General features: G+C 61.0%; 23 protein-coding genes. 14 read left to right on the plus strand and 9 right to left on the minus strand.

Going from position 1 to position 25,551, the window contains the following annotated elements; translation table 11 throughout:
* Positions 1–5 precede the first annotated feature (5 nt).
* On the minus strand, positions 6–803 hold the full coding sequence (locus tag AACY19_RS15605; protein ID WP_277759417.1) for a hydroxymethylpyrimidine/phosphomethylpyrimidine kinase: 798 nt from the start codon (positions 801–803) through the stop codon (positions 6–8).
* Between the two features lie 304 nt (positions 804–1,107).
* Between AACY19_RS15605 and AACY19_RS15610 the strand changes: the two genes are divergently transcribed.
* The 4 genes from AACY19_RS15610 (at position 1,108) to AACY19_RS15625 (ending at position 7,508) form a co-directional block, all read left to right on the plus strand.
* Positions 1,108–3,462 carry a 7TM diverse intracellular signaling domain-containing protein gene (locus tag AACY19_RS15610; RefSeq protein WP_339451592.1) on the plus strand — a complete coding sequence of 785 codons (2,355 nt, stop codon included), beginning with the start codon at positions 1,108–1,110 and terminating at the stop codon, positions 3,460–3,462.
* Between the two features lie 97 nt (positions 3,463–3,559).
* Positions 3,560–5,209, plus strand: a complete 1,650-nt coding sequence (locus AACY19_RS15615; protein ID WP_339451594.1) for an acyl-CoA dehydrogenase family protein — start codon at positions 3,560–3,562, stop codon at positions 5,207–5,209.
* A gap of 93 nt (positions 5,210–5,302) precedes the next feature.
* Positions 5,303–6,802 (plus strand): AMP nucleosidase, encoded by a 1,500-nt coding sequence (gene amn / locus AACY19_RS15620; protein ID WP_339451596.1) that lies wholly within the window; start codon positions 5,303–5,305, stop codon positions 6,800–6,802.
* A 70-nt stretch (positions 6,803–6,872) separates the two neighbouring features.
* A complete protein-coding gene (locus tag AACY19_RS15625; RefSeq protein WP_339451598.1) occupies positions 6,873–7,508 on the plus strand; it encodes a pseudouridine synthase in 636 nt (211 codons plus the stop codon).
* On the opposite strand, the gene AACY19_RS15630 is transcribed toward AACY19_RS15625, so the two are convergent.
* Positions 7,503–7,712, minus strand: coding sequence for a DUF2788 domain-containing protein (locus tag AACY19_RS15630; RefSeq protein WP_339451600.1), 210 nt, complete (start codon positions 7,710–7,712; stop codon positions 7,503–7,505). The two genes, AACY19_RS15625 and AACY19_RS15630, sit on opposite strands and share 6 nt — an antisense overlap.
* A 277-nt stretch (positions 7,713–7,989) precedes the next feature.
* Entirely contained in the window at positions 7,990–8,469 is a 480-nt protein-coding gene (locus AACY19_RS15635) for an Lrp/AsnC family transcriptional regulator (RefSeq protein ID WP_008081091.1), read from the minus strand.
* Between the two features lie 448 nt (positions 8,470–8,917).
* On the opposite strand from AACY19_RS15635, the gene AACY19_RS15640 reads away from it, so the two are divergent.
* Positions 8,918–9,838 (plus strand): DUF6515 family protein, encoded by a 921-nt coding sequence (locus AACY19_RS15640; protein ID WP_339451603.1) that lies wholly within the window; start codon positions 8,918–8,920, stop codon positions 9,836–9,838.
* A gap of 27 nt (positions 9,839–9,865) precedes the next feature.
* On the opposite strand, the gene AACY19_RS15645 is transcribed toward AACY19_RS15640, so the two are convergent.
* Both AACY19_RS15645 and AACY19_RS15650 read right to left on the minus strand, forming a co-directional pair.
* Positions 9,866–10,774, minus strand: coding sequence for a cation diffusion facilitator family transporter (locus AACY19_RS15645; RefSeq protein ID WP_339451605.1), 909 nt, complete (start codon positions 10,772–10,774; stop codon positions 9,866–9,868).
* 12 nt (positions 10,775–10,786) lie between these two features.
* Positions 10,787–11,206, minus strand: a complete 420-nt coding sequence (locus AACY19_RS15650) for a hypothetical protein (protein ID WP_007909665.1) — start codon at positions 11,204–11,206, stop codon at positions 10,787–10,789.
* 363 nt (positions 11,207–11,569) lie between these two features.
* Between AACY19_RS15650 and hrpB the strand changes: the two genes are divergently transcribed.
* A complete protein-coding gene (hrpB, locus tag AACY19_RS15655) occupies positions 11,570–14,089 on the plus strand; it encodes an ATP-dependent helicase HrpB (protein WP_339451610.1) in 2,520 nt (839 codons plus the stop codon).
* Between the two features lie 92 nt (positions 14,090–14,181).
* Here hrpB and AACY19_RS15660 read toward each other — a convergent pair whose 3' ends face one another.
* Positions 14,182–15,096, minus strand: a complete 915-nt coding sequence (locus AACY19_RS15660; RefSeq protein WP_339451611.1) for a LysR family transcriptional regulator — start codon at positions 15,094–15,096, stop codon at positions 14,182–14,184.
* Between the two features lie 221 nt (positions 15,097–15,317).
* Between AACY19_RS15660 and AACY19_RS15665 the strand changes: the two genes are divergently transcribed.
* The 4 genes from AACY19_RS15665 to AACY19_RS15680 all read left to right on the plus strand — a co-directional run bounded on the left by AACY19_RS15665 (position 15,318) and on the right by AACY19_RS15680 (position 19,802).
* Entirely contained in the window at positions 15,318–16,808 is a 1,491-nt protein-coding gene (locus tag AACY19_RS15665; RefSeq protein ID WP_339451613.1) for an aldehyde dehydrogenase, read from the plus strand.
* A gap of 369 nt (positions 16,809–17,177) precedes the next feature.
* Positions 17,178–18,164: an ABC transporter substrate-binding protein gene (locus AACY19_RS15670; protein ID WP_339451615.1), complete on the plus strand. Its 987-nt coding sequence runs from the start codon at positions 17,178–17,180 to the stop codon at positions 18,162–18,164.
* A gap of 10 nt (positions 18,165–18,174) precedes the next feature.
* Positions 18,175–18,978: an ABC transporter permease gene (locus AACY19_RS15675; protein ID WP_339451617.1), complete on the plus strand. Its 804-nt coding sequence runs from the start codon at positions 18,175–18,177 to the stop codon at positions 18,976–18,978.
* Positions 18,966–19,802, plus strand: coding sequence for an ABC transporter ATP-binding protein (locus tag AACY19_RS15680; protein ID WP_339451619.1), 837 nt, complete (start codon positions 18,966–18,968; stop codon positions 19,800–19,802). The genes AACY19_RS15675 and AACY19_RS15680 overlap by 13 nt, the downstream gene beginning before the upstream one ends.
* Before the next feature lie 41 nt (positions 19,803–19,843).
* Here the strand turns inward: AACY19_RS15680 and AACY19_RS15685 are convergent, their stop codons facing one another.
* Positions 19,844–20,923 carry an endonuclease/exonuclease/phosphatase family protein gene (locus AACY19_RS15685; RefSeq protein ID WP_339451621.1) on the minus strand — a complete coding sequence of 360 codons (1,080 nt, stop codon included), beginning with the start codon at positions 20,921–20,923 and terminating at the stop codon, positions 19,844–19,846.
* A gap of 75 nt (positions 20,924–20,998) precedes the next feature.
* Complete coding sequence (locus AACY19_RS15690; RefSeq protein ID WP_339451623.1) at positions 20,999–21,673, minus strand: YciC family protein; 675 nt, start codon at positions 21,671–21,673, stop codon at positions 20,999–21,001.
* Between the two features lie 178 nt (positions 21,674–21,851).
* Here AACY19_RS15690 and AACY19_RS15695 point away from each other — a divergent pair, with 178 nt between their 5' ends.
* The 3 genes from AACY19_RS15695 to AACY19_RS15705 all read left to right on the plus strand — a co-directional run bounded on the left by AACY19_RS15695 (position 21,852) and on the right by AACY19_RS15705 (position 23,856).
* Entirely contained in the window at positions 21,852–22,610 is a 759-nt protein-coding gene (locus tag AACY19_RS15695) for a DUF2076 domain-containing protein (protein ID WP_339451625.1), read from the plus strand.
* A gap of 138 nt (positions 22,611–22,748) precedes the next feature.
* Complete coding sequence (locus AACY19_RS15700; RefSeq protein WP_007949802.1) at positions 22,749–23,228, plus strand: LabA-like NYN domain-containing protein; 480 nt, start codon at positions 22,749–22,751, stop codon at positions 23,226–23,228.
* A gap of 22 nt (positions 23,229–23,250) precedes the next feature.
* Positions 23,251–23,856 (plus strand): 3'-5' exonuclease, encoded by a 606-nt coding sequence (locus AACY19_RS15705; protein ID WP_339451627.1) that lies wholly within the window; start codon positions 23,251–23,253, stop codon positions 23,854–23,856.
* A gap of 129 nt (positions 23,857–23,985) precedes the next feature.
* On the opposite strand, the gene AACY19_RS15710 is transcribed toward AACY19_RS15705, so the two are convergent.
* Complete coding sequence (locus AACY19_RS15710; RefSeq protein ID WP_064118784.1) at positions 23,986–24,441, minus strand: Lrp/AsnC family transcriptional regulator; 456 nt, start codon at positions 24,439–24,441, stop codon at positions 23,986–23,988.
* A gap of 163 nt (positions 24,442–24,604) precedes the next feature.
* On the opposite strand from AACY19_RS15710, the gene yedA reads away from it, so the two are divergent.
* On the plus strand, positions 24,605–25,540 hold the full coding sequence (gene yedA / locus AACY19_RS15715; protein ID WP_339451632.1) for a drug/metabolite exporter YedA: 936 nt from the start codon (positions 24,605–24,607) through the stop codon (positions 25,538–25,540).
* Positions 25,541–25,551 lie beyond the last annotated feature (11 nt).

Below are 25,551 nucleotides of genomic sequence, written 5' to 3' on the forward strand. Positions count from 1 at the left end.
CGACGTTACGAGCAGAAATCCAGCGGCAGGCGACGCGGGACGAACTGGCCTTTGCCCAGTTGTTCGGCATCGCGCAGGGTGCGCCAGGTGTAATCCAAAGCACTGCGCACGGCGCTGGCCAGGTGTTCGCCCTGAGCCAATCGACCGGCCAAGGCACTGGCCAATGTGCAACCGGAACCGTGATAGCTGCCCGGCAGACGCTGGCAGATAAAGGTCTCACGCAAGCCGTCGCGGCTGTACACGCGGTTGTGGATTTCAGTTTCGTCGCCATGGCCGCCGGTGATCAGCAGGTTTTTGACGAACGGCAGGAGTTTTTCAGCGCACTCGTCTGCACTGCCTTCAGGCAGCTCGGCGAGGATGCGGGCTTCAGGGAGGTTAGGGGTGGCAATGATCGACAGCGGCAGCAGACGCTCGCGCATCGCATAGCCGACCTCGTCCTTGCCCAGGCGTCCGCCGCCGCCGGCGCGCAGCACCGGGTCGCAGACCACAGGCAAATGCGGGTGGGCCGAGAGCAGTTCGACAACGGTGTCGACCATCTCCAGCGAACCGAGCATGCCCAGTTTGACCGCGGCGACTTCAGAGTCGTTGAGCACGGCATTGGCCTGGGCCAATACCCACTCACGGTCGAGGACGCGGAAGTCAGTGACGTTGACGGTGTCTTGCACGGTCAGGGCAGTGACGGCCGGAGCCGCATGGCAACCCTGCGCGAGCAAGGCTTCGATATCTGCCTGCAAGCCGGCGCCACCACTTGGGTCGTGGCCGGAGAGACAGAGGACAACGGGGCGGGAGCTGTAGATATTCATGGTGCGCGAGCTTACCACCAAAGCTGATTTTCGGGTTCAGTCCCTTTATACCGGGCCGATACCCTGAGCAGGAGAGCAGGCCGCATTGTCATAACCTGACCAAGTCAACAGCTCTAGCCCGCTGCTTTGCTCTGGAACGCCCGTTCTAGAGCCTTTGTAGGAAAAATTTCAATGGTGCTCAATGGCCATCAACGGCTATGCTAGGCTGGATCCAAACCAATAACAGGTAATACCGGTTTTACGTCTACTCAAAAGGAATGGGGGGGCTTCCTGACACAACCGGACGAGCCACGCTGGGGCTTCAATGCGCTATTTGCTGATGTTGTTGTTCTGCTTGCCCCTCATGGCAAGCGCTGTCGAATTCGACGAATTCACTCAGAGCCTCCCTCTGGGCCGATCATTGCAAGTGTTCGAAGACCCGAGCGGTCAGGCGAGCATTGCCGATGTTCGCGCGCAGGCCGCCGCCGGCAATTTCAAAAACCACGATAAAGCCACGCTCAACGCCGGTTACTCGCGCTCGGCGTTCTGGCTGAAAATCGACCTGCATTATCGCCCGAGCAATCCCGCCGCGCCGCGTACCTGGCTGTTGGAGTTGGCCTATCCGCCGCTCGATCATCTCGACCTTTACCTGGCCGATGCCAATGGCGACTATCGCCTGGTCCGGCAAACCGGCGATGCCTTGCCGTTCGCCACGCGCGAGATTCGCCAGAACAACTACCTGTTCGATCTCGCCTTCGAGCCGAATCAGCAACAAACCGTGTACCTGCGACTGGCGAGCGAAGGCTCGATCCAGGCGCCGGTGACGCTGTGGTCGAGCACTGCTTACCTCGAAGACCAGCCGGTGCGCCTGTATGTGCTGGGCATCATTTATGGCGTGTTGCTGGGGATGGTGGTTTACAACCTGTTCATCTACCTCAGCGTGCGCGACACCAGCTACCTCTATTACATCTTCTACATCGCCTCGTTCGGGCTCTATCAATTGTCGGTGAACGGCGCGGCGGTCGAATATTTCTGGCCGGACAACCCGTGGTGGGCCAACGCCGCGACACCGTTTTTCATCGGTTGTGCCGGCCTGTTCGGCAGCCAGTTTGCCCGCAGCTTCCTGCAGACCAAGACTCACAGCCGCTGGCTCGACCGCTTGCTGATCGGCCTGATCGCCTTCGGTGCGCTGGTCATTGGTCTGTCGCTGATGACCAGTTACGCCCTGGCCTTGCGTCTGGCGACGACGCTGGCGCTGACCTTCACCGTGGTGATTTTTGCCGCCGGGATTCTCGCCTGGTGGCGCGGTTTGCGCGTGGCACGTTACTTCATCATTGCCTGGTCGGCGTTCCTGCTCGGCGGCATCGTCAACACGCTGATGGTGCTCGGTCTGCTGCCGAACGTGTTCCTGACCATGTACGCCAGCCAGATCGGCTCGGCCATCGAAGTGGCGCTGCTGTCGCTGGCGCTGGCCGACCGCATCAATGCCATGCGCGAGCAGCAGGCGCAGACCCTGTACGACGCCGGGCAGAAGCTCGAAGTGCTCAACCAGCAACTGGCTCACAGCAACAAGCTCAAGGATGAATTCCTTGCGACCCTGACCCACGAACTGCGCACGCCGATGAACGGCGTGATCGGTTCGCTGGAATTGATGCAGACCGTCGAGATGGACCCTGAGCTTGAGCAATATCAACAGACCGCCGCCGGTTCCGCGCGGGACATGATGCGCATGGTCAACGGCATCCTCACCCTCACCGAATTGCAGGCCGGCAAGCTCAAGGCCTCGTCGTGCAGTTTCAGCCTGCGTGGCGTGGTCGAGGCGTTGCGCGTGCAATTCGATGGCAACGCGGCGAGCAAGTCGCTGGACTTCAAAGTCGATGTGCTGCCGACTTTGCCGGATCGCTTGCACGGCGACAGCGCCAAACTCGCGCAATGCCTGGAGTGCCTGCTGGACAACGCGATCAAGTTCACCCGCGTCGGAGGGCTGGCGCTGCGGGTCACGGGTAAACCGTCGACGGGCAATCGGCTGGCGCTGTCGTTCGCGGTGATCGACACCGGCATCGGTTTCACCGATCTGGGCGAGGCAACCCTGTACCAGCGCTTCTTCCAGCTCGACGGTTCGATGACCCGCGAATACGGCGGCTTGGGCGTAGGTCTGGCGATCTGCCGACAGTTGGTGGAATTACTCGGCGGCAAGCTCACGCACCGCTCGGAGCCGGGGCGCGGCAGTCGTTTCCAGCTGGATGTCGAGTTTGAGTTACCGGTGGTCGAAGTGGCGCCGAGTGCTGCGTCCGGGCCTGATCATTTGCGTTCCGCGCAGGACTGCACGGTGTTGCTGGTGGACGACAATAGCGTCAACCAACTGGTGATGCGCGGCATGTTGCTCAAGCTCGGCTTCCGCGTGCGCACCGCCGACAATGGCGCGGCGGCGCTGGACTGCCTGCAGCGCGAAAGCTTCGATGCGGTGCTGATCGATTGCCAGTTGCCGAGCCATGAGGGCGCTTCGTTATGCTGCCAGATCCATGCCTTGCCGGGTTGTGCCCACCTGCCGGTATTCATGCTCGCGTTGAGTGCGGATCGAGAGCTTTGCGCCACGGACGCAGCCATCGATTACCTGAATAAACCGGTGAAATTCGAAGATTTGCAGTCGGCGCTGGAGCGTCGGGTCCTGTGCTGCTGACAGGGTAAAAGCGCCGCCAATTCGGCTGGTATGACACTTTGACCGCTTGCGGTGCGGTGCTTAACTGAGTTTCTTGGTTGCCCAAAGGAGCCCCGTCATGAACCTGCATCAGTTCGCCGAAACCCACGAAGTCACCAACCAGCCACCGTCGCTGGACGGCACCAACCTGTACCGCATCGACCTGCCGCTGCAGGAATGGTCGCGGCGCTTTGGGGCCGGTTGGGCCGAGTCGCGGATTGATGCCTACGGTGCGCTCGCCGGTGGGCCGCTGATGGAGGCCGGGTTCCTCGCCAACCAGAACAAACCGGTATTCGCCAGCCATGATCGCTACGGTCATCGCATCGATCTGGTGGAATTTCATCCTGCTTATCACGAATTGATGCGCACGGCGGTCGAGCACGGACTGACGTCTTTGCCGTGGTCGCATCCGCAGGACGGCGCCCATGTCGCACGCGCCGCCATGACCTACCTGCACAGTCAGGCCGAGGCGGGAAGCGGATGCCCGTTGACCATGACTTTTGCCAGCGTGCCGGCCCTGCGCTTGCAGCCGAACCTCGCCGAGCAGTGGCTGCCGAAAGTCCTCGCCACTGAATATGATCCGCGCAACGTCGGCATGGCCCACAAGGCCGGCGTGACCCTCGGCATGGCCATGACCGAGAAACAGGGCGGCACCGACGTGCGCGCCAACACCACCAAGGCTTATCCGGTCGGCGTCAGCGGTCCGGGGCAGGCCTATGAACTGGTCGGGCACAAGTGGTTCTGCTCGGCGCCGATGTGCGATGCATTCCTGACTCTGGCGCAGACTGACAAAGGCTTGAGCTGTTTTCTGCTGCCGCGTCATCGTCCGGACGACACGCGCAATCAGTTCTACATCCAGCGTCTGAAAAACAAACTCGGCAACCAGTCCAACGCCTCCAGCGAAGTGGAGTTCCGGGGGGCGCTGGCGTGGATGGTCGGTGAAGAAGGGCGCGGCGTGCCGACCATCATCGAAATGGTCGCGATGACCCGTTTCGATTGCATGGTCGGCTCCAGTTCGCTGATGCGTCAGGCGCTGACCCAGGCCAGTCACCACTGCGCGCACCGCAAGGTCGGTGGCAAACTGCTCAGCGAACAGCCGTTGATGCAAAACGTGTTGGCCGATCTGGCCCTGGAAAGTGAAGCCGCGCTGGCCCTGAGCTTGCGCATGGGCAAGGCGCTGGATCATCTGGATGACCGCCACGAAGCGCAATTCGCGCGGCTGGTCACGGCGGTGGGCAAGTATTGGATCTGCAAGCGCGCGCCGGGGATGATCAACGAAGCGGCGGAATGCATGGGGGGCGCCGGTTATGTCGAAGACAGCATCCTGCCGCGTCTGTACCGGGAAGCTCCGGTGAACTCGACGTGGGAAGGTTCGGGGAACGTGCAATGTCTGGATGTGCTGCGGGCGTTGTCGAAAGAGCCGGGTGTGCTGGATGTGTTGTTCAGTGAGTTGGGCGATGGCCATGGTGACAAGCGTTTGGCCGCGCATATTCAACGGTTGCAGGCGCAGTTCAAGGACACCAGCGATATTCAGTATCGGGCGCGGCAGTTGACCGAAGACATCGCGCTCGGTTTGCAGGCCAGGCTTCTATTGGAGGCCGGAAATTCAACGGTCAGCGATGCCTTCATCGCCAGCCGCCTGAGCGGTGGTGGCCGGGTTTACGGCGCCTTGCCGCGCGGGCTGGACGTCGAAGCCATCGTCGCCCGTTCAACAGCGCAAGGCTTCTGACCTCACACCCCTCCCACAGGGGATCTTCATTGATTGGGAGATTTGGGTACACCCACAACGCCACTGTTCCCGTGACGCCACGATGCAGGCAAGATGAAGCCCTGCAAGTCAGAACACAGGAAGCTGATCGTGACCGAAGCGTTTATTGTCGTTCAAACCGCCGAACAAGCCGTGGATCGTCTGGCCGAGCTGCATGAGCGGGCCACCACTGCGCTGAACTCGGCGCTCAAGCGTTACCTCAAGGATCGCGTCGAGCCCGACGCTGCGCAGCGTGCTCTGTTTCGTTATCCCGAACTGCGTCTGACCTATCACTGCCAGGGCGAAGTCCCGCAGACCACCCGCGCTTACGCCAAGGTGCAGCTGCCGGGCACCTACAGCGTCACCGTCACCCACCCGGCGGCGTTCCGCAAATACCTGCTCGAACAACTGGTGCCGTTGATGCACGACTTCACCGTGACTGTGGAAGTCGGCGTCAGCCAGCAAAACATTCCCTATCCATATGTGGTCGAACAGGGCGATGAACTGGCCGGTTCCGGCGTCACCGCTGCCGTGCTGGCGCGAGTGTTCCCGAGTACCGACCTGTCCGCCGCCACCGATGGCATCGCCGACGGCCTCTACGATTGGGAAAACACCGATCCGCTGCCACTGGCGCTGTTCGACGCCGCGCGCGTGGATTTCTCCCTGCGCCGTCTGGTGCATTACACCGGCAGCGACTGGCGCCATGTGCAGCCGTGGATTCTGCTGACCAACTATCACCGCTATGTCGATCAGTTCATCGTCCACGGTCTGGAGCAGTTGCGCAGCGACCCGCGTTTCGTGCGTATGGTGTTGCCGGGCAACGTGGTCATTGAGAAGAGCATGGATCACGGCGAAGCCTCGGCAATCGCTGCCGGTGTGGTCTGGCACCGTTACCAGATGCCGGCCTATCACCTGATCGCCAGCGATGGGCATGGCGTGACTCTGGTGAATATCGGCGTCGGCCCGTCCAACGCCAAGAACATCACCGACCACCTGGCGGTGCTGCGTCCGCATTGCTGGCTGATGATCGGTCACTGCGGTGGCCTGCGTCAGTCGCAGACCATCGGCGACTACGTGCTGGCGCACGCTTACATGCGTCGCGATGGCATTCTCGACCGAGTGGTGCCGCCGAACATTCCGATCCCGGCGCTGGCCGAAGTGCAACTGGCGCTGCAACAGGCGGCGGCCAATGTCACTGGCGAGAAGGGCGATGACCTGAAAAAACGCCTGCGCACCGGCACCGTGCTGACCTACGACGACCGTAACTGGGAATTGCGCTGGGCGCAGGAACGTCCGCTGATCAACTTGTCCCGCGCGGTCGCGGTGGACATGGAAAGCGGCACGATTGCCGCGCAGGGTTATCGCCTGCGGGTGCCTTATGGCACGTTGCTGTGCGTTTCGGACAAACCGCTGCACAGCGAAATCAAGCTGCCGGGTTCGGCCAACGCCTTCTATGAGCGCGCGGTCAGTCAGCACTTGAAGATCGGCATCGAAGCGGTGGATCTGCTGCGCACGGAACTCAACTCGCTGCACTCACGCAAACTGCGCAGCTTCGACGAACCGCCGTTCCGCTGATTTGTTGATGGTCATTTAACGGTCAGGCTACTAGCATTGGCAGCCCTGACCGTTAGATGTACTTTTCGCCATGTCCCGTCCCCCGCGTCCACCTTCCCGCCGTCCTGGCGCGAAGCCTCAGTCTTCTTCCCCGCGCCGTGTTGCCAAGGCACCACCGGCCGAGCCGAAACTGATCCTGTTCAACAAACCGTTCGATGTGCTGACGCAATTCAGCGACGGCGAGGGGCGGGCGACGCTCAAGGATTACATTGATGTGCCCGGTATCTACCCGGCCGGACGCCTTGATCGCGACAGTGAAGGCTTGTTGCTGCTGACCAACGACGGGCAGTTGCAGGCGCGCATCGCTGATCCAAAACATAAACTGGCGAAGACCTATTGGGTGCAGGTCGAAGGGGTGCCGACCGCCGAGCAGTTGCAGCGTCTGCGTGACGGCGTCGAGTTGAACGATGGCATGACCTTGCCCGCCGAAGCGCGGCAACTGGATGAGCCTGAGTTGTGGCCGCGCAATCCGCCAGTGCGCTTTCGCGCGACCATACCGACTTCATGGCTGGAACTGGTGATTCGTGAAGGGCGCAACCGTCAGGTACGCCGGATGACCGCGGCGGTCGGGCTGCCGACATTGCGGCTGGTGCGGGTCAGGATAGGTGACTGGACAATCGAAGGGCTGGATCAGGGCCAGTGGAAGGAGGTGCCGGCGCGCTTATAGAGCGCCGGACTCGATCAGGCCGATCACCACGCTCTTGATGATGAACGCGGCGACGCCCAGGCCCAGCACGAAGAACAGAATGAACGAGCCAAAGCGCCCGGCCTTGGACTTCTTCGCCAGATCCCAGACGATGAACCCCATGAAAATGATCAGGATGCTGACAAGGGCAGTCATCATCCATTCTTCAAATACTGCTGGGTCCATTGGGTTCTCCGGCGCGGCCGTGGCTAAAAGGGCGCGGCGAGTATACGCCAAGGTGTTCGGGGTGGCATTGATCTGGGTCTGATCTGACGACTGGCCCTCACCCTAACCCTCTCCCAGAGGAAGAGGGGACTGACCGAGGTGTCTGGCGTGATACATCGACCTGAAAGATCGAGTCGATTATGGATTCACAGCAGAACGCTCAGGTCGGCGTACTTCTTCAGCATCTCTCGGTCGGCTCCCTCTCCTAGGGGAGAGGGCTGGGGTGAGGGGCTTTTGATCAGTTGCGCAGGTGGGTCAAGGGCAGTTCCGTGCTATTCAACACCTGATTCAGCACAAAACTCGACCGCACGCTGGTCACGCCTTCGATCCGCGTCAGATGCCCCAGCAACAGCTTCTGATAGTGATCCATGTCCGGCACCACCACTTTCAACTGGTAATCGGCATCCACGCCAGTCACCAGGCTGCATTCCAGCACCTGCGGCAACGTGCGAATCGCCGCCTCGAAGTTTTCGAAACGCTCAGGCGTATGCCGGTCCATGCCGATCAGTACATACGCCGTCAGGCTCAGGCCGAGCATCTTGCGGTCCAGCAACGCGACCTGGCGGGAGATATAGCCGTCGTCCTCCAACTGCTTGACCCGGCGCGAGCATGGGGACGGCGACAGACCGATGCGCTCGGCCAATTCCTGGTTGGAGATGCGGGCGTCGCGCTGCAATTCCGCCAAAATGCTCAGGTCGTAACGGTCGAGTTTGCTCATCAATCTGTCCTTGGTTGTAACTATTGCGGCGGATTATCTATCCAGGGTTAAAAATTGCGCAAGTGGTGTTTATTTCAGCAATCTTCGCAATCATCTGTCGCGGCCTCAGGCCTATTCTTATCACCAGAATCACTGCTCGGTAACACAGTCCACGCGGCCCGCCCAATCCGGCCTGCCGCGGCCGCCACCCCCACCGGGGTTGTGCCGGCCCCCGAGCTGCACACTGTCCAGAAGACGGCGTGAGGTGAGCCGACGTCAAAAGCGTCGAGCCAGGACGAAGTTCTCTAGAAGGGAGGCCGACGGGTCTCCCTTTTTTCTTGCCCGCGATTTCATGCCGAGCGCTCAATAAAGTGGCGCGACTGATAACCTGTTGCAGAACCCGGTGTGAGTATTCCCGGTCTTAGTGACAAGCCCTCTTACATTTACAGGCCCCACAGTGAAAAAAAGCATGAAATCGCGCATCTGGCGTCTGGCCGGTGTTGGTTTGCTGTGTGTGAGTGTCAGCGCCCAGGCGCTGGCCGATCAGCCGCAGAATCGTGGCCCGGATGGCGGTGGCCACGGGCAGGGCCCGCAAGGCAATAACAACGGCCAGTGGCAGAACCACGACCAGAACCGCCCGGCCTACAACCCTAACCCGGTGCGCCAGCCACCTCCGCCGCCGCAACTGCCGGCCAACAGTCTGCCGATCCAGCCACGCCCGGATACCGTGCGCCAGACCCAGGAGCCGCGTCAGGGTTACTACCGCGACGAGCGTCCACAGAACGGATACCACAATCAGCAATGGCAGACCGGCAACCGGCCCAACGACAATCGCTGGCCGGGACGCCCGGACGGGCACGGCAACGGTTGGGGCCCAGGCCCGCAGTATCGACCGGGGCATGTGATCGACCGTTTTCCGGATCGTGACTATCGCGTGCCGTATCGCGGGCAGGATTACTTCTATTCCGGCGGTTACTGGTATCGCCCGCAAGGTCCGCGCTACATCGTGGTGCAGCCACCGCGCGGGATTCGCATCCAGTATTTGCCCGACTACGCCCGTGAAGTGTGGATCGGTGGTTCGCTATTGTTCCTCGCCGCCGGTTCCTATTACGCCTATCAGGAAGCCACGCAGGATTACGTAGTGGTCGAGCCGCCAGTGCAGCAACAGCCGCAGCCGCAATCCCGGGGTTATGACGTCGAAGCCTATCCGGCCAACGGTCAGGCGCCGGAGCAAGTCCAGCAGGACGGTTATCAGTGCTATCAGTACGCGGTACAACAAAGCGGTTTCGACCCGCGCACCGCGACCTATCAACCGGCGCCCGAAGTGGTTCAGGCGTACCGTCAGGCGCAGGGCAATTGCCTGAGCAGTCGCGGTTATCAGGTCCAGTGAGAGCAGCTGCGAGCTGCAAGATTCGAGCTACAAGCTTGAAGCTTGAGGCTCGCGGCTTGTAGCTGCTTTTATCGGGTCGGCGTGCACCAGCACTTCGGCTCGCGGGTAGGCTTTGTGAATGGCGTCGGCGGCTTGATCGCTGATGCCGTGGGCCACTGACAGGGTCAATTCCCCCGGCAATTCCAGGTGCAATTGCACGAACCAGTGGTTGCCGGAGATCCGCGTGCGCAAGTCATGCGCGCCCAATACCCCCGGTACACTGCACGCCAGTTCGAGCATGTGCTGACTGACGTCTGCCGGCAATTCTTCATCCATCAGCACCGAAAAACTTTCCCGGGCGATCTGGATTGCGCTCCACAGAATGTACGCGGCAATTCCCAGACCGAACCACGCATCCAGCTGATCAAAACCAAACCCGGCAAAAATCAACGCAATCAGAATGCTGCCGTTAAGCAGCATGTCCGAGCGATAGTGCAGCGAGTCCGCACGCACGGCGTTGGAACCGGTCTGCTTGATCACCCGATGCTGCAACACCAGCAGCGCCGCCGTCAGCAGCAGCGAAAACACGATCACACCGATGCTCAGCCATGGCGCGCCAAGCGGTTGCGGATCGTGCAATCGCTCGTAGGCCTGAAACGCGATCAACAGCGCACTGCCACCAATGAACAGCGCCTGCGCCATGCCTGCCAGCGACTCGGCCTTGCCGTGGCCATAACGGTGATCGTCATCGGCCGGGCGCAGCGCGTAATGCACTGCCAGCAGATTAAGCATCGAGGTCACGCCATCCAGCGCCGAGTCGGTGAGGCCGGCGAGCATGCTCACCGAACCGCTGAGCCACCAGGCGATGGCTTTGGCGACGATCAGCGTACAGGCGACCGCCACCGAGGCGCGGGTCGCCAGCCGTAGCAGGCGAGCGTGTTCGGGACTGGAGGTCATTTAATGTCCTTTTCAGGCGGCGGGTTGCAGGCCGAACATCGCCAGTTGCTGCGTGCTGCCCTTGTGTTGAATCAGGCGTGGATCGTCCAAAGGAAAATCTCGGCCCAGCTCGCTTTCGAGAATAGCCTGCAACTTGTGATTATCGACCTGACCGTCCGGGCCGATGGCTTGCTTGAGCTTGGCCGGGTCGATCTGCGCGGTGTGCCCCGGCTCGAAATAGATTGCGCCGGTGGCGAAGTCGACGGCGAACGCGATCAGCCCGGGAATGACGTAGAACAGCAGGCCCACGGCGTCGAGCACGGCAATCGCCGGGTCGATCTTGCCGTCGATCTGACCGCGACGGTCCGGGTAGAAAATCGAACCGCACGCGGTGATTTGCGTGAGCAGCGTGGCGACCAGTACACCGCCGATCAGGCGAAAAGGTAAGCGCATGAAAAATCTCCTGAGTCATTTGAAAACGAAGCGTAGTCGTCTGGAATTAAGACCCTGACGAACGCCCGGCAGTTCGCCGTTATACTCGGCCCTGGCAGGGCGTGCCCACAGTAAATTGCGGCCTCGTCTCACCCCTACCGACATACGTTGAGGATTGAAGTTGTTTTCTCCAGATCGACACCGCGTGAAGGCTAATGAATCCTATCGGGGTTCGGCCCTCCGGGCTAAAGCTGTGAGCGCACCATGCTGCGTTGCGGGACTTGGCAAGGAAACGACCCTTACCTGCGTCCCGCGCCTTGCCTGGCACGCTCACAGCTTTAACGCGACTCGCAATTTACTGTGGGCACGCCCTGGGGAGCCAGCATGAATTCTTTGCCAATCGATGAAGTTCTACCCGCTCTGCGTGAAGCCTTGGCGAAGCGCCACGAAGTTGTGCTTGAAGCACCGCCCGGCGCCGGTAAAACCACCCGTGTGCCCTTGGCCTTGCTCAATGAAGCATGGTTGGCCGGGCAGACCATTCTGATGCTTGAACCGCGCCGTCTGGCGGCGCGTGCAGCCGCAGAACGCCTGGCCAGTGAACTGGGCGAGAAGGTCGGTGAGACCGTCGGTTATCGCATTCGTCTCGACAGCAAGGTCGGCCCCAATACACGCATCGAAGTGGTCACCGAAGGCATTCTCACCCGCCGCTTGCAAGACGACCCGGCGCTGGAAGGGGTGGGCCTGCTGATCTTCGACGAATTCCACGAACGCAGCCTCGATGCCGATCTGGCGTTGGCGCTCAGTTTGAACGGTCGCGAGTTGTTCCGGGCTGAACAGCCGCTGAAGATTCTGCTGATGTCCGCCACGCTCGAAGGTGAGCGTCTGGCCGGGTTGCTCGACGACGCGCCGATTCTGCGCAGCGAAGGCCGCATGTATCCGGTGACGATGCGCTGGGGCCGGCCGTTTCAGCCTGGCGAATATATTGATCAGCGCGTCACGCAAACCGTGCTTGAAGCACTGCACGATGAAACCGGCAGTCTGTTGGTGTTTCTGCCGGGGCAGGCGGAAATCCGTCGCGTGCATCAACAATTGGCCGATGCGCTCGGTGAGCGCAGCGACGTGTTGCTCTGCCCGTTGCATGGCGAACTCGACCTCAACGCGCAACGCGCTGCAATTGATCCTGCCCCGGCCGGCCAGCGCAAAGTGGTGCTGGCGACCAACATCGCCGAAACCAGTCTGACCATCAACGGCGTGCGTGTGGTGATCGATGCCGGTCTGGCGCGGGTGCCACGTTTTGATCCGGGCAGCGGCATGACGCGCCTCGATACCCAGCGGATCTCCAAGGCCAGCGCCACCCAGCGTGCGGGCCGGGCAGGGCGACTGGAGCCGGGCGTTTGTTATCGCTTGTGGTCGCAGGATCAGCATGAGCAACTCGCTGCTTATGGCAGTGCGGAAATTCTTTCGGCGGATCTCGCCAGTCTGGCGTTGCAACTGGGTCGTTGGGGCGTGACGCCGGACGAACTGGTCTGGCTGGATGTTCCGCCAGCCGCGGCTTATGCCCAGGCGCGGGATTTGTTGCAGCGTCTCGGTGCACTCGACGGTGATGCGCTGACGGTCCACGGTCAGGCCATGGCTGAGTTGCCGGCGCATCCGCGCATCGGTCATTTGCTATTGCGCGGTCAGGCATTGGGTCTGGCGAACATGGCGTGCGATGTCGCCGCATTACTGGGGGAGCGCGATATCTTGCGTGGCGCCGGCGCGGATTTGCACAGTCGTCTGGCGCTGTTGTCGGGCGAAGAACGCGCAGCCCGTGGTGCGCAGGGCGGGGTGCAACGAGCCCGGCAACTGGCGCGGCAATATCGCGGTTACCTGCGTGGGAAGGCGAGCGAGTCAGTCAGCGATCCTGATCATGCGCGCTGGCTCGGCGCCTTGCTGGCGCTGGCCTATCCGGATCGCGTCGCGCAGCAGCGCCGTGCCGGTGGTGCCGAATACCGTCTGGCCAACGGTCGAGCTGCATTGTTTGCTGAAACCGACAGCCTGATGAAAGAGCCGTGGATCGTCATCGCCGACCTCGGTAGTCGTCAGGGCCAGCGCGAAGAGCGGATTTATCTGGCAGCGGATTTCGATCCGGCGCTGTTCGATTCAGTGCTCGCCGAGCAGGTGCGCAACGTCGATCAACTGGACTGGGACGAGCGCGAAGGCGTGCTGCGTGCCGAGCGCCAGCGCAAGGTCGGCGAGCTGATTCTCAGCCGCGAACCGTTGACCGGCCTCGACGAAAACACGCGCAGTCAGGCGCTGGTCAATCTGGTGCGGCGCAAGGGGCTGGAACTGCTGCCATGGACGCCGGAACTGCGTCAGTGGCAGGCGCGGGTGGCGCTGTTGCGTCAGTTGGAATTGAACAATCAGGACGACAGTCAGTGGCCGGATGTCAGTGATGCGGCGTTGCTCGATACCCTCGAAGACTGGCTGATGCCTTACTTGGGCAAGGTCTCGCGGCTCAGTCATTTTGCCAACCTGGACCTGTCGAACATCGTGCGTAACCTGCTGCCATGGCCCTTGCCGCAAAAGCTCGACGAGCTGGCACCGCACCATTTGAACGTGCCGTCGGGATCGTCGATTCGTCTGGACTACAGCGAGTTTCCACCGATTCTTGCCGTGCGTTTGCAGGAGTTGTTCGGGCTGGCGGATACGCCGCGAATTGCCGGCGGGCGGCAAGTGGTCAAGTTGCACCTGCTGTCGCCAGCACGGCGCCCGGTGCAGGTCACTCAGGATCTGGCCAACTTCTGGCGCAGCACCTATGCCGAGGTGAAGAAGGATTTGAAGGGGCGGTATCCGAAGCATTACTGGCCGGATGATCCGTTGGTGGCCGAAGCGACTGCGCGGGCCAAACCGCGCGGCACCTGAAGCGCAAAGGATCGCAGGCTGCGGCGGCTTCTACAGGTCTGGAAACAGCCAATCGCTCCCACAGGTTTTGCGAAGGCTGCGATCTTTTGCTGTTAAAGGTGTGTCTTGGCCGTCAGTTGCTCGCGGCAGTAATCAGCGAACAACTGCGCCGGTCTGGTCAACTGCCCACGCTTGAGCCACGCCGCCACCAGCCCTGAACCGGTGACATCTTCGACGATGTCCACGCACACCACTTTTCTGCCGTCGTAGGTGCATTCCGAGTGCGGTTTGGTGACCAGAATCGAGAAGCCGAAACCCTGGCCGACCATCCCTCGCACCATTTCGATTGACGGCGAGCTGAACTCGATGCGTGGGGTCAGGCCCAGCTCTTCAAAGAGGCTGACGAAGTAAGTCCGGCTCGGCTGTACGTCGAGCAGAATCATCGGCTCCAGGCACAGATCGCGCAGCGACACTTGCTTGTATTCGGCGAAACGGTGATCGGCGGGAAGCAGCGCATAGGGTCGTTGCGCAGGCATCAGCGATTCGGTCTGGATCGTCGCGTCGAGTTCATGTTCGTAAAGAATCACCAGATCGAAAGCACCTGAGGTCAGGCCTTGTACCAGCTCTTGCTGTTCGCCGTCGCGGATGCGGATTTTCACCCCCGGATACAGCGCCGAGAACCCGGCGATGAGTTGCGGCAGGTATAACGGCGCGACCGTTTCGAAACAACCGATGTCGATCTGCCCGGCGACCACATCGTTGTCGGCGAGGGCGTTCTGCTCGAACTCCTTGGCCATGCGCAGCAACTCTTGAGCCTTGCGAAAAAACCGCGCACCGCTTGGGGTCAGCGATACACCCTGGGCGTGATGACGGATCAGCAGTTGCACGCCGAAGCTGTCTTCCAGGCCTTTGATCGCCGTGGAGATCGCCGGTTGCGCGATGTACAGCTTGCGCGAGGCCTCGGCAACGCTGCCGCATTCGACGGTGGTGATGAAGTATTTCAGCTGACGCAAATTGTAGGCGGCCACGGCAAACCTCAGGACGAGCGGACTCGACTTCCAAGCAATTTGTGCGCCGCCACGTCCGTTGCGCGACGATGTTTTTATCCTGCAACCATAGCCAGCCGCGCGGCGATTGGGACAAGTCATTGCCCAGTGTTTTTATTGCCTGCGAAGACATTTTTACTATTTTTAGCCCGCGCGGGCCTGAGCGACCATCGAGGCACAATAATGTCTCAGGAGCATCCGTCGTGTTCGAGCTTGCACAGTGGCAGCGCCGCGCCGTTGCATTGAAATTTCCCGACCAGGCCGTGATTGACGGCAAGCATTGCGCCGCGCAATCGGGGCTGACGTTCGCTGCGATCAACCCGGCGACCGGGCAATGTCTGGCCAATGTCGCCGCGTGTGGTGAAGAGGATGTCGACGCTGCGGTACGCAATGCCCGACAGGTGTTCGAGTCCGGCACCTGGTCGCAACGCTTGCCTGCCGAGCGCAAGCAGGTATTGCTGCGACTGGCAGATCTGCTCATGGCTCATCGCGAAGAGCTGGCACTGCTCGATTCGCTGAATATGGGCAAACCGGTGATGGATGCCTACAACATTGATGTGCCGGGCGCTGCCGGCGTGTTTCGTTGGTACGCCGAAGCCATCGACAAACTCTACGATCAAGTCGCGCCCAGTGCGCCGAATGTGCTGGCGACCATCACCCGTGAAGCGCTTGGCGTTGTCGCAGCGGTGGTGCCGTGGAATTTCCCTTTGGACATGGCGGCGTGGAAGCTCGCGCCGGCGCTGGCGGCGGGCAATTCGGTGATCCTCAAACCGGCCGAACAGTCGCCGTTTTCGGCGCTGCGTCTGGCCGGACTGGCGCTGGAGGCGGGGCTGCCACCGGGTGTGCTGAACGTGTTGCCGGGGCTTGGCGAGCAGACCGGCAAGGCGTTGGGTTTGCACGCGGATGTCGATGGGCTGGTGTTCACCGGCTCGACGCAGGTCGGCAAATATTTCATGCAGTATTCAGCGCAATCGAATCTCAAACAGGTGTGGCTGGAATGCGGTGGCAAGAGTGCCAATCTGGTATTTGCCGATTGTCAGGATCTGGATCTGGCGGCGGAAAAAGCTGCGTTCGGGATCTTCTTCAATCAGGGCGAAGTGTGCTCGGCCAACTCGCGCTTGCTGGTGCAGCGTTCAATTCATGATGAGTTCGTCGAGCGCTTGAAGGCGCAGGCCAAGCGTTGGTTGCCGGGCGATCCGCTTGATCCGCAAAGCAGTGCGGGGGCGATTGTTGACCACCAGCAAACAGCGAGCATCCTGCGTTTTATTCGCAGTGCCGAGCCGGCGGGCGCGACGCTTGTGTGTGGCGGGCAGCAACTGCGTATCAATGGCTCTGACAACTTCATTGAGCCGACGATTTTCACCGGGGTAACCGCCGACATGCCGCTGTTTCGTGAAGAGGTGTTCGGGCCGGTGCTGGCGGTTATGCCTTTCGACAGCGAGGAAGAAGCGATACGGCTCGCCAATGACAGCGTGTACGGCCTGGCCGCGTCGCTGTGGAGCGATGACCTTAACCGCGCGCACCGCGTGGCACGACAGCTTCGCGCCGGTACGGTGTCGGTGAATACCGTTGATGCGCTGGATGTGACGGTGCCGTTTGGTGGCGGCAAGCAGTCGGGATTTGGCCGCGACCTGTCGCTGCACTCGTTCGACAAATACACCCAACTGAAAACCACCTGGTTTCAGTTGCGCTGAAACCGGGTCGCCCCTTTCGCGAGCAGGCTCGCTCCCACACTGGAACCATGCCACACCGAAGAGTCCCTGTGGGAGCGGGCTTGCTCGCGATGACATCCTTTCAGTCAGAGAAAATCTTCGATCTGCACCCACCTCGCGCACCCCCGCAATCCTCGCCCCTTGGCAGTGCGCACTACCCAGTTTTTTCATCACTTGCAGCCAACAATTTCCTGATTTTCCTCACCGCGTACATCGGCCAACATCGATCCTGCCCGTCAGCCGAAGATTGTCCGCCCAAGCGTCCGCCAGAGACCAACGGCAGCAACCGCACAACGGCCGGCGACCGTACTGCCCATGACAAAACTAAATCAACAGCGTCGGGAGTGCTCCATGATCAAGTCCTTGTGTATTCGTCTCACTCATCCACTGGCAATCACCGTGCTTGCCGCCACGGTAGCGACCAGCGCTCAGGCCGGCACCCTGTCTATCGGCCACACCACGTGGGTCGGCTACGGCACCCTCTATCTGGCCCGGGACCTGGGCTACTTCAAGGAAAACGGCCTGACCGTCGAATTGCCGGTGGTCGAAGAGGCGTCGATGTACATGGCCGCACAGGCATCCGGGCAATTGTCCGGCTCGGCGTCGACCATCGATGAAGTGCTCAAGTACCGCCCGCAATTTTGCTTCAAGGCAGTCGCGGCGCTGGATGACAGCCATGGTGGCGACGGCGTGCTGGTCGGCAAGGACGTCAAGAGCCTGCGGGAGCTCAAGGGCAAGTCCGTGGCGGTCAACGAAGGCTCGACCTCGCAGTTCTGGCTCTCGTACCTGCTGAAAAAAAACGGCATGACGATGAGCGACATCACCGTGCAGAACATGACCGCAGACGATGCCGCCACCGCGTTCATCGCCGGTCGCGTGCCCGCCGCCGTGACCTGGGAACCGCATCTGTCAATGGTCCGCAACAAGCAGCAAGGCAAAGTGCTGATCGACAGCAGCAGCACCCCCGGCGTGATCGTCGATGTGGTCGCACTCAATTGCAGCGTGATCGAAAAACAACCGGAAGACGTCAAGGCGCTGGTCGCCGGTTTGTACAAAGCCGTGCAATACACCAAGGATCACCCGGAAGACGCGTACAAGATCATGGCCAAAGGCGTCGGCGGTTACCTGTCAGATCCGAAGGAACTGGCTGCTGCCGCGCAAGGCGTGCGTTTTTACGATCAGGCGATGAGCGAAAAACTGTTGGGTGCGCCGGGTAAACCGGGCGACAGCGCCGCGCTGATCAAACTGGCCAACGAAACCGCCAGCGAATTGCAGGGCAAACCGTACAACGTCAGCAACGACGAGCTGGTCGACAACCGTTTCGTCAGCCCGCTCTAGGAGGTCTGCAATGTTCAAGCGCAATTCGTGGCTGAGCCGCAGCCTCACACCGAAAACCGCCTTGCCGGTGCATGTGGTGTGGAGCGCCAGCGGCTTGGCCTGGGTGTTGTTGGTCGGCCTGTGGGCCGGACTGTCTTATGGCGGCATCGTGCCGGGAATGTTCCTGCCAACACCGGGGGCGGTGATTGAAGCCGCCGTGCGCCTGAGCCGTGACGGCACCCTCGGTACGCATGTGTGGGCCAGTGTCGAAGTGGTGATGGTCGGCTTCATTGTTTCGTCGCTGGTGGCGGTGCCGTTGGGGTTGCTGATGGGCAGCTTTCGCATCGTTCAGGCGTTCCTTGAACCGCTGGTGAATTTCATCCGGTATTTGCCGGTGACCTCGTTCGTACCACTGTTCATTTTGTGGATCGGCATTGGTCTGGAGCAGCGGGTCTCGGTGATTGTCTTCGGCGTGTTCTTTCAGCAACTGGTGATGATCGCCGACGTTTCGAAGGGCATTTCCAAAGACCTGATCAATGCCTCCTACACCTTGGGTTCCAACCGTCGCGATGCGGTGTTGCATGTGATCGCGCCGGCCTCGGTGCCTGGGGTCCTCGACACCCTGCGAGTGACCATGGGCTGGGCCTGGACCTATCTGGTGGTGGCTGAACTGGTAGCCGCCTCCAGCGGCTTGGGTTACCTGAGCCTGAAGGCCATGCGCGGCTTTCAGGTCGACGTGATTTTCCTCGCCATTGCGATCATCGGCCTGCTCGGTCTGGTCACCGATCAACTGTTCCGTTTTCTCCGCCTGAGGGTTGCCGCATGGGCTCAGTGACTGCTGCCAATCATCGTTTTATCGAACCTGTCGCAGCTCTGGCGCAAGCCGCGCCGCGTTTGCAGGTGGACAAGGTCAGCCTGCGTTACAAGAAACCTGACGGCGGCACGTTTACCGCGCTGGAAGAAGTGTCGTTCGAAGTGCCGGATCAGCAGTTTGCGGTGCTGGTGGGGCCATCGGGTTGCGGCAAGTCCAGTCTGCTGTATCTGACTGCCGGCCTGGCCGAGCCGACTTCCGGCGAAATCTACGTCGGCGGCCAGCAAGTGCAAGGCCCCGGCGCGGATCGCGGCATGGTCTTTCAGAGTTACACGCTGTTCCCGTGGCTGACCGTGCGGCAGAACGTCGAGTTCGGCCTCAAACGTCGCGGCATGCCGGCGGCGCGGCGCAAGGAGATCGTCGATTACTACGTCAACGAAGTCGGTCTCGCCGGGTTCGCCGACAACTACGCCAAGCAGTTGTCCGGCGGGATGATGCAGCGCGTGGCGATTGCCCGGGCGCTGGCCAATGACCCGCAGATCCTGCTGATGGACGAACCGTTCGGCGCCCTCGACAGCCAAACCCGTTTGCAGATGCAGCAACTGTTGCTGCGGGTGTGGGGCAACAGCAAAAAGACTGTGCTGTTCGTCACCCATGACATCGACGAAGCCATCCTGCTCGGTGATCGGGTCTATGTGATGGGCGCAAAGCCGGGGCGGATCAAGCAGATTCTCGACGTGCCCATCGAGCGCCCGCGTTCGCTGGACATGGTCATGGAACGCTCATTCATCGACATGAAACGGCAGATCTTTGGATTGCTGCATGACGACCTCGAAGAGGTGCATTGATTAATTCCTGTGGGATCTTTGGTGTTCAGACGATTCGTGATCTACGGTGCGGCGGGGAGCAGGAAGCGCGCGATCACCGGCAGGTGATCGGAGATACGCAACGTATCGTCCTGGCGCACCATCGCCTGGATGCGCTTGATCTTCGGGCTGTAGAACAGGTAATCGACCGTGCGATCCGGGCCGTTCAGGCCAGGGTCGTTGGGGTAGTGGGTCAGCCACTGCGCGCGGTCGATGCCGCTGGCCTCGTTGTTGGTCGGGATCATCGGGTATCTGTCCCACAGCAGATGCAGTTCGCTGTCGGCAGAATAGGGCGTGCGTTGCTCGGCGGGCAAACGGCGATATTGGCCCAGCGGCAGCAGGTTGAAGTCGCCACCGATCAGCCACGGCAAGCCCTGGCTTTCATATTTGTCGAGTACCTTGGTCACCGCTGTCACTTGCGCCTGCAAAGTGTTGTCCGGTTGGCGGGCGCGCTCCAGATGGGTATTGAACACCGTCAGTTGCCCGCCATCGCTGAGTGGCAGCTTGATCGCGAGCAGGGCATCCTTGGGCTGGAACTGACGGCTGATGACGTTGGCGGGCGCCACTGGCAATTGCAGGCGTTCGGCGTGCTCGATGCGATAGCGGCTGAGCGTCGCCAGTTGGCGGCCGACGCTGCCGAAGATGTGCGGGTCGGGAACGAAGTCGGCTTTCCAGTCGAATGCGCTGGCGCTGCACGGGTACAGATCGGCGACGCGCTCCTGCAGCAGTTTGAGCTGATTCTGGTAGTCGCTGGCCTTGGCGCCGTCATCCAGTTCCTGCAGCAGCACCAGATCGGGCTGTTCGTCGCGGATCACCCGCGCCACCTCGTCGAGGCTGAAGGCCATGTCTTGCTCAGTCGGCGCTTGATCGGTGCCCTGCGCCAGATCATTCCAGAACACATACCGCTTGCCCGCCAGGTACTGCACGTTCCATGTCATGACTTTCAGCGCCTGCCCGGGCACCAGCGTCGGCGGATTGCCGCTGCAACTGACCGGCAAGGTCTCGCGGGCGTCGGGGCGCCAGGTGAGGCTGAACAGCAGCCCGCCGATCAGGACGACGGCGAGCACAACGAGCAACAGGGTGTAGCGCAGTAGGCGGGTCATGGCTCGACTTGTAGCGTTACAGAAAGTGGCCCCGAGCATACCTGAGCGCGCTCTCGAAGCCCAAGCCCAGCGGTGTCAGACCGCTCCGTCACTTTTGTCAGGCAATTCGCTGATCAACATGAACAACCGGAACAGCACCACGCTGGTAAACAGTTGCAAAAAGCTGTGGGCACTGTCGATCAGCACGGCGACCAGCGGGTTTTGCGGCTCCGGGTAGACCGCCAGCGTTGCGCCTTTGAGCAGCCACAGCGGCGTCATCACGCAGAGGATGCACAGTAGAATCCGCCAGAAATGCCCACGGGTCAGGCGCAGGCTCTCTTTCATCGCCTGCAAAGGCGCCATGCCTCGCAACACCAGCAGGTATTCGCCGAACGCGAGCATGACCATCAGGATCAGGCCCGGCAGGAAGTACAGCGACAGGCCCAGCAGGATCAGCAAGGTATTCAGCGCGGTGAGCAGGGCAAGGCGCGGCCACAGGGTCGCGGCCATCGCCAGCAGGTCGCGGTTGCGCGGCGATTCGCCACGGCTGCGCGCATCGAGGAACAGGATCAGTGCGGCGGTGTACAGCGGATATACCAGAAGGCCGACGATGACGCTGATCGCCGAGAAATTGTCCGGGCCGGTGGCGTGGTCGACCACTTGTTGCAGGAACGCTTCGAAGATCACCAGCGGCAGGCACAACTGCACGATGCTGACCAAATGGCGTTTGAAAAAATACAAAGAGTCGCGCAGCACTTCGAGGGCATTCATCAGTCGGTATCGCAGGTCGAAAACAGTGGCTCACTTTAACCGATGATGGCTGGCGCGACACAAACGTAAACATTCGGTAAAGGTCATTGAAACGTTTTGTCACTGCCTCCATTACAGACGAGTACCCCGGCCAATCTGGACGAGGGCAACGTTATCCCCGGCAATCTATGAGGTCGCCATGAACAGCGAAGAGCAAACCCTGATCGATGGACTGTTTTCCCGGCTGCAACAGGCCGAAACGGAGGCAGCCCCGCGCGACGCCCAGGCCGAAGCGCGGATCAAGGAACATCTGACACGCCAACCGGCGGCGGGTTATTTCATGACCCAGGCGATTCTGGTGCAAGAGGCGGCGCTGAAAAGCCTCGACGAGCAGAACAAGCAACTGACTCAGCAAGTCCAGCGTTTGCACGCCGAACTGCAATCGGCCAAAGCCCAGAATGCTGCACCGGCGCCAGGCAGTGGTGGCGGGTTCCTGTCGAGCATCTTTGGCGGCAGCGCGCGTCCTGCGCCGACCCAGAGTGCCGCCCCGGCCTCGACTGGCGGCTGGCGTGACCCGGCACCGCAGCAAAATTACGGCGCGTCTGCACCCCAACAGAACTTCGGCGCGCCACCACCTAATTACGCTCAGCAAGCGGCTCCGGCAGCCGGCAGCAGCTTCCTCGGCGGCGCTTTGAAAACTGCGGCCGGTGTGGCCGGTGGCGTGATGCTGGCGCAGGGCATCAGCAGCCTGTTCCATCACAACCAGCAGCCGGAAGAAATCGTTGAAGTGATCAAGGAAGAACCGGCGCAGGTCGCTGACCAGAGCAACAACGGCTGGGGCGATGATCAGCGTATGGCGGGCAACGATAGCTACGGCAATGACCAGAGCGGTTTTGCCGACGCTGACTACAGCGACGACAACTCATCGTTCTTCGATGACGACGATTCCTTCGTCTGACTCGCCATTCGTCCGGAGCCCCTGAGGGCTCCGGACCGATTATTCGCGGAACCTTCCTCTTGGCTGGCATACTGAGCGCCTTTTTCGGGCCCCGCGCCTGATCCCGCTTCGTGCGCTTGCGCGCCCACAGGAACTCCGGTGAAAAAAATCGCAGTGTTCGCCGACGTGCAGAACCTCTACTACACCGTGCGTCAGGCTTATGGTTGCCACTTCAACTATGCCGCCCTGTGGGCAGACATCAGCAAGGACGGACAGATCGTAGAGGCCTACGCCTACGCAATCGACCGCGGCGACAGCAAGCAGCAGCAGTTCCAGCAGATCCTGCGCAACCTCGGCTTCACCGTGAAGCTCAAACCCTATATTCAGCGCAGCGACGGCTCGGCCAAGGGCGACTGGGACGTGGGCATCACCCTCGACATCATGGACGCCGCCGACCACGTCGACGAAATCGTCCTGGCCTCCGGTGACGGTGATTTCGACATGCTGCTCGAACGCATTATCAGCAAGCACGGCGTACAAGCGGTCGCCTATGGCGTGCCCGGCCTGACGGCCAATTCGCTGATCCGCGCCGCCAGCCGTTACGTGCCGATTGAAGGCGCGCTGCTGCTGAAGAATTGATTTGAACGGAGTTGAACCCGGTTTGGAACGCATTGCAGTCATCGACTTTGAAACCACCGGCCTGTCGCCGAACAGCCAGTGCCGCGCCACGGAAATCGCCGTGATCATGCTGGAAAACGGCCGTATCGTCGAGCGTTACCAGAGCCTGATGAACGCCGGCGTGCGCGTCCCCGCGTTTATCGAGCAACTGACCGGCATCAGCAACGCCATGCTGCGCACGGCGCCCCCGGCCGAGCGGGTGATGGAAGAGGTCAACGAATTCGTCGGCTGCACGCCGCTGGTCGCGCACAACGCCTCGTTCGACCAGAAGTTCTGGGACTTTGAACTGGGGCGGATCAAACGCACGCGGCTGCAGAACTTTGCCTGTTCGCTCCTGCTCGCCCGGCGCCTGATGCCGGCAGCGCCGAATCACAAGCTTGGCACCCTCACCACCTTCGCACGCCTGCCGCACACCGGCCAGGCTCACCGAGCGATGGCGGATGCCGAGATGGCGGCCAACCTGATGGCGCATCTGGCAGAAGAGTTGCGCGGCAAACATGGCGTGCGTGATTTATCGCATGACCTGCTGTGCAAGCTGCAGAAAGTCCCTGCCGCGAAAGTCAGCGAACACCTGCAGCGCTACCGCTGATCCCGAGCCCTACACAAAATCCTTGTAGGAGTGAGCCTGCTCGCGATAGCGGTCTGTCATTCGACATTATCGGTGACTGACACACCGCTTTCGCGAGCAGGCTCGCTCCCACAGGGGCAATCATTGTCCTCAGGATTTGCCATTGCCTTCGATCTGGCCAAGCGGCACTCGTTTCTCTATCGCGCTCGACAACACAATCGAGGTCTTGCTGAAGCCAAACTTCGCCACCCGATTGATCAACTCCTCCAGCTCCGTCATCGATCCCACCGCGGCCTTCATCATCACGCACGGATCGCCCGTCACTCGAAAGCACTCGGTCAGTTGCGGAATTTTTACCAGTTCGTCATAGACCTTCTGGCTGCCGTTCTGGTGCAGGCGCAATTCGATCATGCACTGGATCGGCAAGCCGATTTTCGACAGGTCGATTTTCGCCTCATACCCGGTAATCACCCCGGCCGCCTCAAGTTTGGCCACGCGCTCGGCGACGGCCGGGGCGGAGAGGTTCACCTTGCGCGCCAGGTCGGCATAGGACGCACGGCCGTTTTCCAACAGGGCGCTGAGCAGCATGCGGTCATATTTGTCCAAGGGGAATCTCCTGAAAATGCCAGACTTTCGAAATCTCGGTTTAACCCGGCGATCTCCGTGATTTCCAAAGTGTACCGGCGCTATAAACAGGTTTTGTAACTTATTTTTGCCTGTCAGCCTTTCTAGAATATCCAGTCCCAAGACTCTGACTTTCGAGCTGCCCATGTCTGCGCTGCGCCGTTTTTCCTTGCCGCTGATCGCCGCATTTTTTGCGCTGTACGTGATTTGGGGATCGACCTATCTGGTGATCCGCATCGGCGTCGAGTACTGGCCGCCGCTGATGCTCGGTGGTGTGCGCTTTGTGATTGCCGGCACATTGATGTACGCCTTCCTGCGCTGGCGCGGGGCGCCGGCGCCGACGTGGGCTCAGTGGAAAGCGGCGGGGATCATCGGCATTCTGCTGCTCAGTTTCGGTAACGGCGCGGTGAGCGTGGCCGAGCACACGGGTGTGGCTTCGGGCGTTGCGGCATTGGCGGTGGCGACGGTGCCATTGTTTACCTTGCTTTGCGGTTACTTCTGGGGCGCGCGTAATACTCGGCTGGAGTGGGCCGGGGTGGCGTTGGGGATTGTCGGTATTGCCATGCTCAACATGGGCTCCAACCTGCAATCGAGTCCGCTGGGCGCAGCATTGCTGATTTTCGCGGCGGCGACCTGGGCGTTCGGTTCGGTGTGGAGCAGACATTTGCCGTTGCCACAGGGCGCGATGGCCAGTGCGGTGGAAATGCTGGTCGGCGGGGTGGTGCTGCTGATCGGTAGCGCCGCGAGTGGTGAGCGCCTGCACGCCGTGCCACCGATTGAAGGCTGGCTGGCGCTGGCCTACCTGATCTTCTTCGGCTCGATCATCGCCTTCAATTCCTACATGTATTTGCTCAAACACGTGCGTCCGGCGGCGGCGACCAGTTATGCCTACGTCAACCCGGCGGTGGCGGTGCTGCTGGGGATCGTGTTTGTCGGCGAGACCATCGGCATCGAAGAAGCGCTGGCGATGCTGGTGATCATCAGCGCCGTGGTGTTGATTGGCTTGCCGCAGTGGCGCCGTCCGGCACAGCCGCCAGTCGTGGCGCCGACAGCCGTTCCAACAGAACCGCGCACGAATTAGGGTAAACTGCG

It is taken from the genome of Pseudomonas sp. EA_5y_Pfl2_R50 (genome assembly GCF_963970475.1).
Classification (GTDB): Bacteria; Pseudomonadota; Gammaproteobacteria; order Pseudomonadales; family Pseudomonadaceae; genus Aquipseudomonas.

Bases quoted from the DNA above. Each gene is read 5' to 3' on its own strand.
- AACY19_RS15605 (WP_277759417.1), bottom strand. From the start codon at position 803: ATGAATATCTACAGCTCCCGCCCCGTTGTCCTCTGTCTCTCCGGCCAC.
- AACY19_RS15610 (WP_339451592.1), top strand. From the start codon at position 1,108: ATGCGCTATTTGCTGATGTTGTTGTTCTGCTTGCCCCTCATGGCAAGC.
- AACY19_RS15615 (WP_339451594.1), top strand. From the start codon at position 3,560: ATGAACCTGCATCAGTTCGCCGAAACCCACGAAGTCACCAACCAGCCA.
- amn (WP_339451596.1), top strand. From the start codon at position 5,303: ATGAAGCCCTGCAAGTCAGAACACAGGAAGCTGATCGTGACCGAAGCG.
- AACY19_RS15625 (WP_339451598.1), top strand. From the start codon at position 6,873: ATGTCCCGTCCCCCGCGTCCACCTTCCCGCCGTCCTGGCGCGAAGCCT.
- AACY19_RS15630 (WP_339451600.1), bottom strand. From the start codon at position 7,712: ATGGACCCAGCAGTATTTGAAGAATGGATGATGACTGCCCTTGTCAGC.
- AACY19_RS15635 (WP_008081091.1), bottom strand. From the start codon at position 8,469: ATGAGCAAACTCGACCGTTACGACCTGAGCATTTTGGCGGAATTGCAG.
- AACY19_RS15640 (WP_339451603.1), top strand. From the start codon at position 8,918: ATGAAATCGCGCATCTGGCGTCTGGCCGGTGTTGGTTTGCTGTGTGTG.
- AACY19_RS15645 (WP_339451605.1), bottom strand. From the start codon at position 10,774: ATGACCTCCAGTCCCGAACACGCTCGCCTGCTACGGCTGGCGACCCGC.
- AACY19_RS15650 (WP_007909665.1), bottom strand. From the start codon at position 11,206: ATGCGCTTACCTTTTCGCCTGATCGGCGGTGTACTGGTCGCCACGCTG.
- hrpB (WP_339451610.1), top strand. From the start codon at position 11,570: ATGAATTCTTTGCCAATCGATGAAGTTCTACCCGCTCTGCGTGAAGCC.
- AACY19_RS15670 (WP_339451615.1), top strand. From the start codon at position 17,178: ATGATCAAGTCCTTGTGTATTCGTCTCACTCATCCACTGGCAATCACC.
- AACY19_RS15675 (WP_339451617.1), top strand. From the start codon at position 18,175: ATGTTCAAGCGCAATTCGTGGCTGAGCCGCAGCCTCACACCGAAAACC.
- AACY19_RS15680 (WP_339451619.1), top strand. From the start codon at position 18,966: ATGGGCTCAGTGACTGCTGCCAATCATCGTTTTATCGAACCTGTCGCA.
- AACY19_RS15685 (WP_339451621.1), bottom strand. From the start codon at position 20,923: ATGACCCGCCTACTGCGCTACACCCTGTTGCTCGTTGTGCTCGCCGTC.
- AACY19_RS15690 (WP_339451623.1), bottom strand. From the start codon at position 21,673: ATGAATGCCCTCGAAGTGCTGCGCGACTCTTTGTATTTTTTCAAACGC.
- AACY19_RS15695 (WP_339451625.1), top strand. From the start codon at position 21,852: ATGAACAGCGAAGAGCAAACCCTGATCGATGGACTGTTTTCCCGGCTG.
- yedA (WP_339451632.1), top strand. From the start codon at position 24,605: ATGTCTGCGCTGCGCCGTTTTTCCTTGCCGCTGATCGCCGCATTTTTT.